At 72.3% G+C, this 13,116-nt stretch carries 15 protein-coding genes and 1 tRNA gene; 8 read left to right on the forward strand and 8 right to left on the reverse strand.

The genetic code is table 11. From position 1 onward, the window contains the following. Positions 1–154: 154 nt before the first annotated feature. Positions 155–643 (forward strand): sigma-70 family RNA polymerase sigma factor, encoded by a 489-nt coding sequence (locus tag AB0M82_RS03210; RefSeq protein WP_364717195.1) that lies wholly within the window; start codon positions 155–157, stop codon positions 641–643. A 146-nt stretch (positions 644–789) separates the two neighbouring features. Further along, the gene (gene shbA / locus AB0M82_RS03215) at positions 790–1,383 is read left to right on the forward strand and encodes an RNA polymerase sigma factor ShbA (protein WP_364717532.1); all 594 of its coding nucleotides are present in this window, start codon (positions 790–792) and stop codon (positions 1,381–1,383) included. On the opposite strand, the gene AB0M82_RS03220 is transcribed toward shbA, so the two are convergent. After that, positions 1,384–2,217, reverse strand: a complete 834-nt coding sequence (locus tag AB0M82_RS03220; protein WP_364717198.1) for a LysR substrate-binding domain-containing protein — start codon at positions 2,215–2,217, stop codon at positions 1,384–1,386. 96 nt (positions 2,218–2,313) lie between these two features. On the opposite strand from AB0M82_RS03220, the gene AB0M82_RS03225 reads away from it, so the two are divergent. Beyond that, entirely contained in the window at positions 2,314–3,294 is a 981-nt protein-coding gene (locus AB0M82_RS03225; RefSeq protein ID WP_364717200.1) for a bile acid:sodium symporter family protein, read from the forward strand. A 72-nt stretch (positions 3,295–3,366) separates the two neighbouring features. Here AB0M82_RS03225 and AB0M82_RS03230 read toward each other — a convergent pair whose 3' ends face one another. Then, complete coding sequence (locus AB0M82_RS03230) at positions 3,367–4,350, reverse strand: teichoic acid biosynthesis protein C (protein WP_364717203.1); 984 nt, start codon at positions 4,348–4,350, stop codon at positions 3,367–3,369. A gap of 170 nt (positions 4,351–4,520) precedes the next feature. Between AB0M82_RS03230 and AB0M82_RS03235 the strand changes: the two genes are divergently transcribed. After that, positions 4,521–5,048 carry a hypothetical protein gene (locus AB0M82_RS03235; RefSeq protein ID WP_364717206.1) on the forward strand — a complete coding sequence of 176 codons (528 nt, stop codon included), beginning with the start codon at positions 4,521–4,523 and terminating at the stop codon, positions 5,046–5,048. A gap of 41 nt (positions 5,049–5,089) precedes the next feature. Here AB0M82_RS03235 and AB0M82_RS03240 read toward each other — a convergent pair whose 3' ends face one another. Next, entirely contained in the window at positions 5,090–5,368 is a 279-nt protein-coding gene (locus tag AB0M82_RS03240; protein WP_364717209.1) for a hypothetical protein, read from the reverse strand. A gap of 187 nt (positions 5,369–5,555) precedes the next feature. On the opposite strand from AB0M82_RS03240, the gene AB0M82_RS03245 reads away from it, so the two are divergent. The 3 genes from AB0M82_RS03245 to AB0M82_RS03255 all read left to right on the forward strand — a co-directional run bounded on the left by AB0M82_RS03245 (position 5,556) and on the right by AB0M82_RS03255 (position 8,139). Further along, a tRNA-Ile gene (locus AB0M82_RS03245) sits at positions 5,556–5,629 on the forward strand. Between the two features lie 299 nt (positions 5,630–5,928). Further along, positions 5,929–6,873 carry an RNA polymerase sigma factor SigJ gene (sigJ, locus tag AB0M82_RS03250; protein WP_364717212.1) on the forward strand — a complete coding sequence of 315 codons (945 nt, stop codon included), beginning with the start codon at positions 5,929–5,931 and terminating at the stop codon, positions 6,871–6,873. An 81-nt stretch (positions 6,874–6,954) separates the two neighbouring features. Continuing rightward, positions 6,955–8,139: an FAD-dependent oxidoreductase gene (locus AB0M82_RS03255; protein WP_364717215.1), complete on the forward strand. Its 1,185-nt coding sequence runs from the start codon at positions 6,955–6,957 to the stop codon at positions 8,137–8,139. On the opposite strand, the gene AB0M82_RS03260 is transcribed toward AB0M82_RS03255, so the two are convergent. Genes AB0M82_RS03260 through AB0M82_RS03275 form a run of 4 tightly spaced genes read right to left on the reverse strand, consistent with a single transcriptional unit; the run spans position 8,129 to position 11,595 of the window. Continuing rightward, entirely contained in the window at positions 8,129–9,142 is a 1,014-nt protein-coding gene (locus tag AB0M82_RS03260; RefSeq protein ID WP_364717217.1) for a nucleotide disphospho-sugar-binding domain-containing protein, read from the reverse strand. The two genes, AB0M82_RS03255 and AB0M82_RS03260, sit on opposite strands and share 11 nt — an antisense overlap. A gap of 52 nt (positions 9,143–9,194) precedes the next feature. Beyond that, positions 9,195–9,794, reverse strand: coding sequence for a dihydrofolate reductase family protein (locus tag AB0M82_RS03265; RefSeq protein ID WP_364717220.1), 600 nt, complete (start codon positions 9,792–9,794; stop codon positions 9,195–9,197). After that, positions 9,791–10,591, reverse strand: coding sequence for a metalloregulator ArsR/SmtB family transcription factor (locus AB0M82_RS03270; RefSeq protein WP_364717223.1), 801 nt, complete (start codon positions 10,589–10,591; stop codon positions 9,791–9,793). The genes AB0M82_RS03265 and AB0M82_RS03270 overlap by 4 nt, the downstream gene beginning before the upstream one ends. 32 nt (positions 10,592–10,623) lie before the next feature. Then, positions 10,624–11,595: a hypothetical protein gene (locus tag AB0M82_RS03275; RefSeq protein WP_364717226.1), complete on the reverse strand. Its 972-nt coding sequence runs from the start codon at positions 11,593–11,595 to the stop codon at positions 10,624–10,626. Between the two features lie 181 nt (positions 11,596–11,776). Here AB0M82_RS03275 and AB0M82_RS03280 point away from each other — a divergent pair, with 181 nt between their 5' ends. Then, positions 11,777–12,781 carry a hypothetical protein gene (locus AB0M82_RS03280; RefSeq protein ID WP_364717229.1) on the forward strand — a complete coding sequence of 335 codons (1,005 nt, stop codon included), beginning with the start codon at positions 11,777–11,779 and terminating at the stop codon, positions 12,779–12,781. On the opposite strand, the gene AB0M82_RS03285 is transcribed toward AB0M82_RS03280, so the two are convergent. Then, positions 12,707–12,985, reverse strand: coding sequence for a hypothetical protein (locus AB0M82_RS03285; protein ID WP_364717231.1), 279 nt, complete (start codon positions 12,983–12,985; stop codon positions 12,707–12,709). The genes AB0M82_RS03280 and AB0M82_RS03285 overlap by 75 nt on opposite strands. Positions 12,986–13,116 lie beyond the last annotated feature (131 nt).

Consider the following 13,116-nt stretch of genomic DNA (forward strand, 5'->3'; position numbering starts at 1 on the left):
CCGGGTACCCGACATCTCCGCCGTCACTCGTAACGACGCGTCACCAGTGCGGCGCAGTCCATTACTCCTCCCGAGCAGTCTTGACCGAATCGTTACACGTAGCGGTCACTTCAGTGCACCTGTCCTTGTGGAGGCGAGGGGCGGTGAGGGGTCCGTGTGCGGTCACGAGGGGTTCGACGCGTTCTTCCGCGCCGACTTCCCCCAGCTCGTGGCGTTCCTGTGCAAAGCGGGGTTCGAGGTCGGAACCGCCCGCGACGTCGCCGCCGAAGCGATGCTGCACGCCCTGGAGGCGTGGCCGGACCTGGACGACCCCCGCGCCTGGGTCCGCCGGGCCGCCGGGCGGCTGCTCGGCGCGGCGAGCGACGCGCGCGCCGACTGGTCCCTGGCGGGCGACCCGCACGACGACGAAGCACTGGCCGCCCTCGTCGACCGGCACGCGGGCCTCATCGGCCTTCTCGCGTCGCTCCCGGGCCAGCAGCGGCTGGTCCTGGCGTGGTCCCTCGACGGGTTCACGCCCGCCCAGATCGCGGAGGCGCTGCGGATCGCCCCCGCGACCGTCCGGTCCAACCTCCGCCACGTGCGGGAACGGCTCCGGCGCCACCGGGTCGCGCAACCCGAACGCCAGCGGGACAGGGAAAGGTGAGCAGAATGCCGGCAACCGAGTACGGGGATCGGGCGATCACCGAGCTGCTGCGGGAGTCCAACGCCGCGCTGCACGACTCGCTGCGCGCCGGCCTCGACGTGGAGGGCGCCCTGATTCGGGTGCGCAGCCGGGCGCTGGTCCGGGAGATCGCCGCGACGCAGCCCGCGGAGGCCTTCCCGGCCCACTGGCGGCGGCACGACGAGCCGGTCGCCGACGCGATCGCCGGTGACGAGGCCGCGACGGCCCGCCTGCTCGCCACCATCCGGCCGCTGGTCGTGCGCTACTGCCGGGCCCGCGTCGGCCGGAACGAGCGGACGTTCGCCTCGGCCGACGACGTCGCCCAGGAGGTGTGCCTCGCCGTGCTCACCTCGCTGCCGTCCTACCGCGACCAGGGCCGCCCGTTCCTCGCGTTCGTCTACGGCATCGCCCAGCACAAGGTCGCCGACGCGCACCGCGCCGCGGCCCGCAACCGCGCCGACCCGGTGCCCGACGTGCCCGACGGCGTCTCCGAAGCCGACGGGCCCGAGCAGCGGACGTTGCGGTTCGAGCTGAACGGGCAGCTGGCCCGGCTGCTCGATGTCCTCCCCGCGAAACAGCGCGAGATCGTCGTGCTGCGGGTGGTCGTCGGGCTCTCCGCGGAGGAGACCGCCGCCGCGGTGAGCTCGACACCCGGCGCCGTCCGGGTGGCCCAGCACCGCGCGCTCGGCCGCCTGCGCCGGCTGTTGACCAGCGACGACTGATCAGCGGCCCACGCGGTCGAGGACGAACTCCGCCAGCGCCGCCGCCGGCCCTTCGATCGACTCGCGGGCCAGCAGCATGAACTCGATGTCCCCGGGCTCGGGCAGGCCGTCGAGCTCGACCAGGTCGGCCGGCACCAGGCTGCGCGCGTGCAGGGTGACGCCCAGCCCGGCCGCCGCCGCGGCCCGCAGGCCGGTGAGGCTCGACGTCTGACACGCGGCCCGCCATTCCAGGCCGGCGCGCTCCAGGCATTCCACGGCCAGCTGCCGCGTGATCGACGGCATCGGGTACTGCACCAGCGGCACCGGCCGGCCGGGCTCCAGGGCCGTCGCCGCCGAGCCGATCCAGACCAGGGGCTCCCGCCAGAGCAGCCGGCCGCGGTGCGTGCCCGGGCGGCGCTTGCCCAGCACCAGGTCCAGCTGCCCGGCGCGCAGCCGCTGGGCCAGGACGTCCGACAGCTCGACGGTCAGCTCGACGTCCACCAGCGGGTGGCTGCGGCGTAGCCGGCGCAGGATCTCCGGCAGGTCGCCGAGCGCGAAGTCCTCCGAAACGCCGAAGCGCACGCGGCCACGCAACTCGGCGCCGCGGAAGTGGCGCTCCGCGCGTTCCTCGGTGTCCACGACGGTCTGCGCGAAGCCGAGCATCGCCTGCCCGCGCGCGGTGAGCTCGACGGTGTGGGTGTCACGGGCGAAGAGCAGCCCGCCCGCGTCGCGCTCGAGGCGCCGGACGTGCTGGCTGACGGTGGGCTGGCCGACACCGAGCCGCCGCGCGGCCGCGGTGAAGCTGCGCGTCTCGGCGACGGCGAGGAACGAACGGCACAGCCGCGGGTCCAGCACACGTTCACCTTATCGCGATCGGCGATAACAGTCAGTCCGGTCATCGAGGTTCACAATGAATGTGGCGTCGCCGAGAATGGCCGTGGAAGGAGATCCATGTCCCGGTTCCGGCTCGACCCGTTCGTCCTCGCCCTCCTCGCCACCGTCGGGGTCGCCACTCTGCTGCCCGCCTCCGGTGAGGTGGCCGCCGGGTTCGGCACCGCCACCACCGTCGCCGTCGGAGTGCTGTTCTTCCTGTACGGCGCCCGGCTGTCCACCGAGGAGGCGCTCGACGGGCTGCGGCACTGGCGGCTGCACGCGGTGGTGCTCGCCGCGACGTTCGTCCTGTTCCCGCTCTTCGGCCTGGCTCTCTGTCTGCTGCCGGCGTCGGTGCTGCCGCCCGAGCTCGCCGCCGGGGTGCTGTTCCTCGCCGTGCTGCCCTCGACCGTGCAGTCGTCGATCGCGTTCACCTCGATCGCCCGCGGCAACGTCGCGGCGGCGATCTGCGCCGCGTCGCTGTCCAACCTGGCCGGGGTCGTGCTCACCCCGCTGCTGGTGGCGCTGCTGCTCGCCGGCGACGGCGCCGGGGTCGACGGCTCGGCCGTGCTCGGGATCGTGCTGCGGCTGCTCGCGCCGTTCGTGGCGGGCCAGCTGGCGCGGCGCTGGATCGGCGGCTGGATCACGCGCAAGTCCGCGCCGCTCAAGCTGTTCGACCGCGGCTCGATCCTCCTGGTGGTCTACACCGCGTTCAGCGCCGGGATGACCGAAGGCATCTGGCACCGGCTCGACGCCGGCCGGCTGGCGGTGCTCGTCGCGGTGTGCGGCGTGCTGCTCGCGGCGGTGCTGGCCGCGACCGGGTGGAGCGCGAAGCTGCTCGGGTTCGCCCGCGCGGACCGGATCACCCTCGTGTTCTGCGGGTCGAAGAAGAGCCTGGCCAGCGGCCTGCCGATGGCGACGGTGCTGTTCGGGCCCGCGCAGGTGGGGTTGATCGTGCTGCCGCTGATGCTGTTCCACCAGGTGCAGCTCATCGTCTGCGCGACGCTGGCCCGCCGCTACGCCCGCGACGCGTCGCCGGCCGGGGACCTCGTGCCCGCCTGAGTTTCGCTCGAAGTACGTGAATGTCGCATTGAGGGACTTCAAGTCCCTCAATGCGACATTCACGGCCCTGGCTCACCCCACGAGGACGTTCTTGTAGAAGATGTTGGCGTAGCGGTTGACGTTGTCCAGGCTGCTGCGCGAGCCGAAGCCGAGGAACAGCCGGGTTTCGCCGTCCGCCGTGCGGTAGATGGCCATGCCCTCCGGCTCGCGGTACACCAGCGTCGAGCCGGCCTTCGTCAGCTCGCGGCTCTTCACTTCGCCGGTGGTCATGTCGATCCGCGTCACGTACGAGTCGATGTCCGCGGCGTCGGCGTGGCCCGAACCGTCCAATGTGTACAGGTAGTTGCCGAGGATCGTGTAGCCCTGGAAGACGACGCTCGACGTGCTCAGCGCCGGTTGCGGGAAGTGCGCCAGCGGAGCGGAGAAGTCGCCGGCGGCGGCGCTCGCGAGCGGGTACACGCTGTAGTACATCTTGCCGCCTTCGCTGCGGCGCACGGCGATCCGCTTGTACACCGGGTCGGTGGCGCAGGTGATCGTCCTGCTGCCGGTGAGGAACTTCTTCACCGACGGGGTGCCGCCGTCGACGAACTTGAAGCGCGCCAGCGCGGTGCCGCGGGCGTCACCGGTGGTCCCGTCGGCGTCGCACTCCATCCAGATGTAGGACGCGGTGCCGACCGGCTCCACGCCGAGGGAGACGCCGTGCCCGGCGTGCGCCAGGTGCATCGAGCCGAGCAGCTCACCACTGAAGCTGAGCTGGTTGACGCAGAGGTCGTCGCCGGAGGTGCCGTTCTGCGCCTGGACGACGAAGAGCCGGCGGTTCACGTTGTCGAAGGCGAAGCCCTGCATCACGTGGTGCGATTCGTGCAGCATCTTGCTGCGGAACAGGTCGTAGGAGGGCTTGGCGATGTCGAAGTAGGGCGAGGAGGCCGGCAGCTCACCGGCGGCCGCGGTCCCGGCGAACACCGCGCCGACCCCGAGCGCGGTGGCGGTCGCGGCGGTCGCGGTCAAGGCGGTCGCGCGAAACAGCGACCGCCGGGAAAGCGCTCGCTCGGTCATGATCGGGACGGGATTGTGCGGCACACTCGCCTCCAGGTTCGGACTTCTGGCGAGTGAGGCTGCAGCGCCGGCGTACAGAGGACGTACAAACCGGGATACATCGAGATCGGTAACACCGGAGGCCGGCGAAGCGATTCCGGGTTCGTCGCGGCACAAGGGGGAGGATCATCATGGGAACCCAGGCAAGAACCGCGCTGGCCGCACTGGCCGGCGCGCTGGTGGTCACGGCGGGCGCGGTCGCCTTCGCCGGCGCGTCGGCCGCCGTCGGCCCGGCACCGGCGCCGATCGTCCAGGCGGCGCAGGCCACCTGCGTGACGGACCGCGGCGGCTTCTGCACGGTCACGCACACGCTGGGCAAGGTTCCGGAGGCGATCGTCGTGTCCGCGAACACGCCGGACTCGTTCAACGGGTTCATGCTCAACACGGTGCAGGGGACCTTCACCCCGACCACTTTCCAGGTACGGGCGATGTTCTCGCAGACCACGCCGAAGACGTTCGGCCAGATCTGGTTCACCTACGCGGCCTACGCCGCCGCGGCACCGCCGACCACGTTCACGCTACCGACCCCCACCTCGCGACCGCCGGCAACCACGCCCACGCCCACACCCACACCCACGCCCCCTCCTCTCACCACGCCAACCACGCCGACCGCGCCCGACACGCCGACCACTACTACCACCACCGGCGGTGGCAGCTGAGCGGAATCCGCGGTTTTCGCCTTGCTCACCAACGGCTTCCGTCAGCGGGGCCCGGGTGAAGGCTTCTTCCGCAGCTCTTCCGCGAAGATGGCGTCGACGCGCGAACCCGCTCGCAGCAGGACTCGCGCGGCGGCGCGGATCACGTACCCGAGCGCCAGCAAGAAGAGCAGAGCCAGGCCGATGGCCGCGGAATTCGCCACGAGCGCCTCCCGGTACTGATGCGCGAGGTAGCCCAGGCCCGCCCCGACGGTGAGTGCGTCGAGCAGCGCCAGCCTGATCGCCCGGTGGCGGGTCGGGGTGGACCGCGGAGCAGTGACCATCGCTCATCCTCCCGCCGTTCCGGTCAGCGGTGACGCCCTTGCAACCTAGACGAGCGTGCGCCGCTCGGCAGGCACTTCAACCTGTTCGGCCTACCGGATCTGCCCGGATGGCCGCTGTGATAACTTGAAGCGAACCGAGTCTTGTGTGCACGCGCAAATCCTCGTGCAGTCCGCGCGCCGGGGCCAGGGGGCGGTAGCTCAGTTGGTTAGAGCAGGGGACTCATAATCCCTTGGCCGCGGGTTCGAGCCCCGCCCGCCCCACGCTCGTGAGCCCTGCTCGGCGCTTCGCGCCTTCGCCGGGCTCGCTCGCTTCGTCATCCTTTCTGGGGGTGCAACCCCCAGACCCCGCCCGGGGGCTTCGCCCCCGGACCCCCAACCGTGGTCACCTTGGGTGGGGCGAGTTCGGGTTGCGTGAGGTCGGGTTGCCTGAGGTCGGGTTGTGTGAGGTCGGGTTGTGTTTCGTCAGGCCGCGACCGCTGCCCCGCCCGGAGTTCGGTAGCCGAGCGCATTTCCGGGAGCGTCGGCGAAAGCCTTGTGCGCGGATGGGTTAACTTCGAGCCATGCTGGTGGGTGCGCACGAGGTCGAGGTGTTCGAGGGGGCCAGGGCGCGGTTGGAGGCGATCGCGTACCGCCTGCTGGGGTCGGCGAACGATGCCGAGGACGCGGTGCAGGACACGTTCCTGCGCTGGCAGTCCGCCGACCGGGAAGTCATCGAGACGCCCGAGGCGTGGCTGACGAAGGTGCTCACCAACCTCTGCCTCAACCGGCTCACTTCGGCGCGGGCCAACCGGGAGACGTACGTGGGGCAGTGGCTCCCCGAGCCCGTCTTCGCGGGAGACCGGATGCTCGGTCCGTCGGAGACCGCCGAGCAGCGCGAGTCGGTCTCGATCGCGATGCTCACACTGATGGAACGGCTCTCGGCCAAGGAACGCGTCGTGTACGTGCTGCGCGAGGCGTTCGGGTACTCGCACGGCGAGATCGCCGAAGTGCTCGACCTCACCGAGTCGAACTGTCAGCAGGTCTACCGGCGTGCCAAGCAGCACCTGGCCGCCGACCGGCGCCGGGTCGCGGTCGACGCGGCCGCGGCCCGCAAGATCGTCGAGGAATTCCTCGCCGCGGCACTCAGCGGCCGGACCGACTCACTGGTGAAGATGCTGACCGACGACGCGATCCACGCGGGTGACGGTGGCGGCGTGGTCTTCTCCCTGCCGCGGCCGATCAGCGGTGCGCTACGGGTGGCGAGGTTCCTGCGGACGCTGGTCGAACCCAGCGAGGCCAAGTGGGAGATGATCGGCGGACGGCCCGTCCTGTTCGCCGCGGTCGCCAACGGCGTACCCGCGCTGGTGTTGACGGTCGGCGACCGGGTCGCCGCCGTCGTCTCGCTGGACGTGACCACCGACGGCATCGCGGCCGTCCACACCCAGGCGAACCCCGGCAAGCTCGAACGCGCGACGCGCCAGTGGGCCACCTCCGAACACGGGGAACCGCTCGCCGACAACCGGTGACCCAGGTCACAGCCCGCTGCTGTCAGGTTTCGTGCCGCTGTCCGGTTCAGGAAGCGACACCAGCCAGACAGGAGTGAGACCATGAAGCACCGCATCGTCGTTCTCGGGGCCGGATACGCCGGAGCCAACGCCGCCGGGCGCCTGGCCAAGCGGCTGCACCCCGCCGACACCGAGATCACCGTCGTCAACGCCGATCCCGAGTTCGTCGAGCGCGTCCGCCTGCACCAGCTCGCCACCGGCCAGGACCTGAAGACCCGCACACTGACCGACGTCTTCGCGGGCACAGGTGTTCGGGTACGGCTGGCACGGGTCACCGCCGTCGACGCCGAACGCAAGACTGTCGACATCGTCGACGCCGGCGGCCCCGGCGAGATCGCCTACGACACGCTCGTCTACGCCCTCGGCAGCATCGCCGCCGACTGCGGCGTTCCCGGCGTCGCCGAGCACGCCCACGACCTCGCCGGCAAGCAGTCGGCGCTACGGCTGCGGGCACGGCTGGCCGGCCTCGCCGCGGGCGAAGCCGTGCTCGTCGTCGGTGGCGGCCTCACCGGCATCGAAGCCGTCACCGAGATCGCCGAATCCCGGCCGGACCTCGAGGTCTCCCTCGCCTCCCGCGGCGGCCTCGGCGACTGGCTGGGCGAGAAGGCCCAGCGCCACCTGCGCCGGGCGTTCGACCGGCTCGGCATCACCGTGCACGAGCACACCGGCATCGCGGGCGTCGAGCCGGCCGGCGCGGTCACCACCGACGGCCGCGCGATCCCCGCCCAGCTGACCGTCTGGACGGCGGGCTTCGCCGTCCATCCCCTCGCCGCGGCCTCGACTCTGCGGGTCTCCGAGACGGGGCAGATCGTCGTCGACGAAACGATGCGGTCGGTCTCGCACCCGGACGTCTACGCCGTCGGTGATGCCGCACTCGCACCGGGCGCGAACGGCACCCCGCTGCGGATGTCCTGCGCCTCGGGCGTTCCCACGGCCTACCTGGCGGCCGACGCCATCGCCGCCCGCCTGACCGGACGCGAGCTCCCCGAGAACAAGATCGGTTACACCGGCCAGTGCGTCAGCCTCGGCCGGCGCGACGCCATCATGCAGTGGGTGACCCCGGACGACCAGACCAAACCGGCCGCGGTCATCGGCAAGACGGCCGTCCGCATCAAGGAGCTGATCTGCACGGCCGCGGCCTGGAGCGTCTCCCACCCGACGTCGATGCTCCCGGCCCGTCGCCGTCACACCATCCGGGCCGAAGAGCCCGTCACGATCACCGCGTGACCCCACGAGCGTGTTCCGGCAGGCTCCGCGCGACGTCGTCCGGGGACGGCATGGCGGCGATCTCCTCGGCGATCGCGCGGGCCGCGTCGCGATGGGGCCCGCGGCGCGGGAGGAGTTCGCGGACGTGGTCGGTGACGGCGTCCGCGCTCAGTTCGCCGGGGAGCAGGCACCGCGCGGCGCCCGCGGCGCCGAGCGCTTCGGCGTTGGCGAACTGGTCGGCGCCCTGCGGCAGAATCAGCTGCGGGACGCCGACGGCGAGCGCGCCGAGGGTCGTGCCACTGCCGCCGTGGTGCACGACGACGTCGGCGTGCGGCACGACCTCCGCCTGCGGCACCCACGCCCGCACCGTCACGTTGCCCGGCACCGTGCCGAGTTCCTCCGGGCGGACCCGGCCGGTGGCCACCACCACCCGCGCGTCGAGCGCCGCCAGGCCCCGGATGGCCGTGGTGAGCACTTCCGGGGTGCCGAACGCGGTGCCGAGCGTCAGGTAGATCAGGGGCCGCGAACCGCGTTCGACGCGCCAGGCGGGCCGTGCCGGTTCGGAATAGGGCACGGGTCGCAGGACGATCCGCTCGGCGGTCGCGAGGAAGTCCTTGTCCTGCAAGGACGGCGGGCAGATGTCGAGGTGCGGCCGGTCGGGGGCGCCGGCGGCCGCGGTGGGGAGCCGCAGCCCGATCCCTTCGGGGATCAGGCGGCCGAATCCGTGCCAGAGGCCGGGGATCCCGGCACGGCGCGCGGCGACCGCCGCGCCGGGTAGTCCCCATTCGTGCACCACGAGTGCGGGCCGCAGCCGCGCCAGTTCCGGTTCGAGATCCTCGGCGTAGATCTCGTAGAACGAGTCCGCGGGACGGAACGGCCGGAGCCCGTTGCGCACCAGCGGTGGGTGGACGTTCTCCCCGGCGGCGAAGTGGACCTCGTGCCCGGCGTCCCTGGCGGCGATCGCGAGCGGGATCAGCGGGTAGGTGTGGCCGACCGAGGCGAGGCTGGCGAAGAGGATGCGCACACTGCTCCAGATGATGCTGTCAGATGTTCTGAGTATCTGGAGTAGCTTACGATCAGCGGACGCGGTCGTAAACCACGGCCGTCTCCCCCAGTTCGCCGGTCTCGTGGTGGGCGAGCCGCCACTTCGACGCGGGCAGGCCGTCGTCGAACAGGCGCGGCCCGCCGCCGGCGATCTCCGGGCAGATCATCAGGTACAGCCGGTCGAGCAGGTCCGCCGCGAGCAGCGGCTTGATGACGCTCGCGCTGCTGTTGACCAGGATGTCGCCCGAGCCCGACGCCTTGAGCTCGGTGACGACGTCCGCGGCCGGGGCGTTCACGACGCGGGCGCGCTCCCACGGCGCCTCGGTCAGCGTGGTCGAGAAGACCACCTTTTCCGCGTCCACCAGCCACTTCGCGTACCCGCGGTCGCGCGGATCGGCGTTCTCGTCCGCGGCGACCGTCGGCCAGAAGCCCAGGAAACCCTCGGCGTTGAGGCGCCCGAGCACCGCCGTCGTCGCGTTCTCCCAGATGCGGGCGAGGTGGCTCCGCGCGACCTCGGTGGTCGCGTACGGGAGGATCGCGCCCATGTCGGCGGGGCCGGCGGGGCCGTGGTAGCGCCCGTCGAGGGTGAGGCTCAGGTTCGCGGTGACCTTGCGGCCGGCCGAGTCGGTCATGACGGTTCTCTCTTTCCCTGGGTGAGCACTTCGGTGAGGTGGTCGAGCACCTGGCCCCAGCCGGTTTCGATGCCGGCGATGAAGGGGACGGCGTCGACGGTCGTCGCGGTGACGCGCAGGCCGAGCCGCAGCCGGGTGCCGCCCGGGGCCGCGGTGAGCTCGAGGTCGTAGTGACCGGTGAAGGACGCCGTGCCCAGCACCGCGAGGTCGAAGACGAGGCGCCCGGGCTCGTCCGCGACACGGACCTCCCCTTCCGAGCGGTACTCGCCGTCGGCGTCGCGGTAACCGAGCACGACCCGCCCGCCCGGCCGGGGCTCGAGGACGCACTCGGTGATGGTCATCGACGGCGGGACCCACCACGAAGCCAGCAGTTCCGGATCGGCCCAGTGCCGCCAAACGACCTCCCGCGGCACGGCCAGCACGCGTTCGAACGCGAAGCCGCGTCCGTCCGCCCACCGATCCCGGTCCGCGACCGCGGTTTCCGCCTCGATGGCGGCGCGGTACCGCGCGACGACGTCCCGCTCGCCCTCGTGCGCCTCGGTGTTCTCGGCCAGCTCCCGCAGCCGGCCCGCGAGCGCCGTCAACGGCTCCGCGTCAAGGGCGTAGACGCGACGCTGCCCGAGCGGGAAGACGCTGACGAGGCCGGTGCGGGCGAGGGTCTGGAGGTGCTTCGTGGTCTGCGGCTGCCGCAACCCCGTCAGCTCGGCCAGTTCCCCGACCGACCGCGGACGCTCGGCGAGGAGTTCGACGATGCGCCACCGCGCCGTGTCCCCCAGTGCTGCTGCGATCCGGTCCATGAACCCAGTATTCACACAGCAGAATATTCACGTCAAGGAATATTTTGGCCGGGCAGCCAGCGCAGCCCGTAGGCGTACCCCAGCTGCGGCGCGGCGAAGTCCTGCGCCACTTCGCACGCGCCGTCGAGCGGCAGCGCCGGGCCCGGCTGGGCCGGGTCGGCGAGCACCGAGTGCGGCACGCGGTCCAGCCGCCACACCACCCGCGGCGGCCGTCGCGGGTCGAAGCGGACCCGCACGGTGAACGACTCGCTGGTCACCAGCGGCACGAACGTGTACGACGGCCGGATCGGCCGGCCGTCGCGGATCCGGAACACCAATGAGTACGTGTGGCAGTCGCCGCGCGACAGCGGCCGCGGCAGGTCGAGCAGCCAGCGGAAGTGCCGCTGCCCCACCCGTTTCCCGGCGCCGATCAGGACGCCGTGCTGGACGTCGGCGGCCACCCGCCGCTCGCCGTCGGCGCCGTCCTCGGTGCGGGGGACGGTGAACCGCGTGGAAATCCGGCTCAGCCCGTCCCGGGTCGCCACGATCAGCCGTTCCTCGATCACCTCCGGCTCGGCGGTGTCCAGCCGTACGAGTGCCTTGAACCGCTTGACGAACCAGCCCCGGTCCGGATCGGGCACGCCATCGTCGGCTTGCCCGTTCGCTTCGATTTCGGCGGCGAGCCGGGCGAACGCCCGGTCGATGCGCCGCCGCGCCGTGCGCTCGGAGACACGCAGCCGGTCCGCGAGCACGCTCACCCGGTCACTGAGCAGCGCGTGCTGCGCGCCGGGGACAATGCCCAGCGCGATGTTCACCGCCAACCGGTCGTCGGCCGGAAATTCCGCGATCGCGGCCGAAATCGCTTCGCGCAGAACGCGCCGCGCCGCCCGGTCGGTCGTCGTCCGGTGGATTTCGCACCAGCTGGAAACAATCGGACCCAAGCGGCTGCGCAGCCGTTCGGCTTCCAGCCCCCAGCCCCGCCGGAGTGCGGTGAGTTCCCGGAGCAAGCCGTCCTCGTGTGTCATGGGAATCCGATTGTGTCACACGGAGTTCCGGGTGATCTTCGACCCGGCTGCGCCGATCAGGTGATTCCGGAGTGGCCAGTATTTGGCCAATTCCTGCGCGATTAGGCCGGGCAGCGGCCTTTTCCCGTTCCACGGCAGGTCGATCATTTCCCCCGTCCACGAAAGAAATCGGGGAGGAAGGGTGCCCGGCAGTACTCTCCCGGCGATCGGGCCGGCCGACGTCGCAGGGGTGCGCCGGCTGGCCCGCGACGGCCTGCTCGCCGGCTCGGCTTCGGCCGCCCCGCCCCGCGAACTCACCCGGTTGCGCGGAGCGGTCTACGCCGTGGCATGGCCGCTGGTCTTCGCGCGGATCACCCGGCCGCTGGAACGCCAACGCCGTCACCTGGACTGCGTCCGGGGTCTCGAGTCGCTGCGGCCCGGCTGCCTCGACGGCTTCCACGACGACGTCGAAGCCGTCGTGGAGCACGCGCTGCGGCGCGCCACCGACCGGATCGACAACTTCGAGGGCTGGCTGACGACCCGCCTGCACCCGGCGACGGTCGACGCGCACCGGCGGCGGCGCGGTGAGCTCGGGGCCCTGCAACGACCCCGGCTCCCGGCCTGGCTGGGTGACGCCCTGGGTGGCGATCGGTGGCTGTGCGACCTCGCCGTCCAGATCCTGGTCTGGGCGGGGGTGCCGTCGACCGCGGGCGCGGAGCTGTGGCCGATGGACAGCTGGGCCGCGCGGCGCGCGGAGGTCACCGGCGAGCCGGCGGCCGGCCGCGACCGGCTCGACGGCGAGGTGCGGCGGGTGCTGGCCGCCATGCGGACCCGGCCGCAGTGGCACGCCGAGCACGTCGAGCGCCCGCTCGGGCGCAAGCAGACGCCGGTCGCCCCGGTGCCGGCGGACAGCGCGGCCGAGCTCCCGGCGCTGGAGCTGGTCGGGCCGCACGAGGTGGCGGACGCCCGGCTCACCGGACTGGCCGAGCAGGCGCTGAGCGCGATCGAGGCCCGCCTCGACCGCGGCGAGGAGCCGTCGGGGGCGGTCAAGGCGGTGGTCCGGCTGGTGTTCGGCACCGACGGAACGGGGCCCGGAGGCGGACCGCACGCCGAGCCGGCCCGGGAGGACTGGCTAGCCACGGCACTCGCCGACCCGGCCCGGGTCGACCGGATCGTGGCGACGGTCCTGGCCATCCTCGGCCGCTGACCACCCGCGCACGGCCGGCTCGACCCGGCCACTCTCGGCCGCCAAACGCCGGCGCGCGTCGAACAGCTCGGCCAGCACCTCGGGCGGGCAGCCGGCGGCCCGTGCCCGTCTCCCCGCGGCCGCGAGTTCGGCCAGCAGCAGCGCGCGCACGGCCGTGCGCGCCGCATCCGGGAGTCTCGTGAGCGGGGCCGATGATTCGGTCACCCCGGCCTCCTCTCGCCCGGCGCCGGCTGCCGCCGGCCCAGCCATCACCTGACGGACACGCGCCAGCGCGCCGGTGCCCGGCGGGGCACTGCGGTGGCGACCCGCTCAAGCGCCCCAATGTGGCATTCGGT

Source organism: Amycolatopsis sp. NPDC051128, assembly GCF_040682715.1.
GTDB lineage: Bacteria > Actinomycetota > Actinomycetes > Mycobacteriales > Pseudonocardiaceae > Amycolatopsis.